Genomic DNA, 1,627 nt, shown 5'->3' with positions numbered 1-1,627 from the left:
CATGAAGGCAGTGCGGGGATGATGGCGGATGGCTACACCCGAGCGACCGGCAAGATGTCGATGATGATTGCGCAGAACGGCCCCGGCATCACCAATTTCGTGACCGCCGTGAAGACGGCTTACTGGAACCACACCCCGCTGCTGCTGGTGACGCCGCAGGCGGCGAACAAGACCATCGGTCAGGGCGGCTTCCAGGAAGTCGAGCAGATGAAGCTGTTCGAGGACATGGTCGCCTATCAGGAAGAGGTCCGCGACCCGACCCGCGTCTGCGAGGTTCTGAACCGTGTGATCATGCAGGCCAAGCGCGCCAGCGCGCCGGCTCAGCTGAACATCCCGCGTGATATGTGGACTCAGGTGATCGATGTTGATCTGCCCGCCATCGTCGATTTCGAACGCCCCTCGGGCGGCGAAACCGCCGTGGCACAGGCGGCCGAGCTGCTGTCGAACGCCAAGAACCCCGTTATCCTGAACGGTGCGGGCGTTGTCCTGTCCAAGGGCGGGATCGAGGCGTCGAAGGCACTGGCCGAGCGTCTGAATGCGCCGGTCTGCGTCGGCTATCAGCACAACGACGCCTTCCCCGGCAACCACCCGCTGTTTGCCGGCCCCCTGGGCTATAACGGTTCGAAGGCCGGGATGGAGCTGATCAGCGAGGCTGATGTTGTTCTGTGTCTTGGCACCCGTCTGAACCCGTTCTCGACCCTGCCGGGCTATGGCATGGAATACTGGCCGGCGAATGCCAAGATCATCCAGGTCGACATCAACCCCGACCGCATCGGCCTGACCAAAACTGTCACCGTCGGTATCGTCGGTGATGCGGCCAAGGTGGCCCAAGGCATTCTGGCCCAGCTGAGCGACACCGCCGGTGACGAAGGCCGCAAGGAGCGCAACGAACGCATTGCGCAGAAAAAATCCGCCTGGGCGCAGGAGCTGACCTCGATGACCCACGAGGATGACGATCCGGGCACCACCTGGAACCAGCGCGCCCGTGACGCCAAGCCGGACTGGATGAGCCCGCGCATGGCGTGGCGCGCGATTCAGGCGGCGCTGCCGAAAGAGGCGATCATCTCGTCCGATATCGGCAACAACTGCGCCATCGGCAACGCCTATCCGTCGTTTGAAGAGGGCCGCAAGTACCTGGCGCCGGGCCTGTTCGGCCCCTGCGGCTATGGGCTGCCCGCCATCGTCGGCGCCAAGATCGGCTGCCCGGACGTTCCGGTTGTGGGCTTTGCCGGTGATGGTGCATTCGGCATCGCGGTGAACGAACTGACCGCGATCGGCCGCGAGGAATGGCCTGCCGTGACCCAGATCGTCTTCCGCAACTATCAGTGGGGCGCGGAAAAGCGCAACTCGACCCTGTGGTTTGACGACAACTTCGTGGGCACCGAGCTGGACACCAAAGTGTCTTACGCCGGTATTGCGCAGGCCTGTGGTCTGAAGGGCGTCGTTGCCCGCACCCAGGACGAGCTGACCGCGGCGCTGAACCAGGCAATCGAGGACCAGAAGAACGGCATCACCACGCTGATCGAAGCCCTGATCAACCAGGAACTCGGCGAGCCCTTCCGCCGCGACGCAATGAAAAAACCCGTCGCAGTCGCCGGAATCTCAGCCGACGAAATGAAAGATCAGG

General features: G+C 63.3%; 1 protein-coding gene. It reads left to right on the top strand.

Going from position 1 to position 1,627, the window contains the following annotated elements:
• Positions 1–1,627, top strand: a 1,627-nt coding sequence (xsc, locus tag AC2FJB_RS22810; protein WP_496721240.1) for a sulfoacetaldehyde acetyltransferase, incomplete at both ends; no start/stop codon positions are given.

The organism is Ruegeria sp. CDSC085, assembly GCF_059610465.1.
The sequence above is the reverse complement of the archived record's forward strand: the minus strand, read 5'-3'. Positions and strand labels throughout refer to the sequence as shown.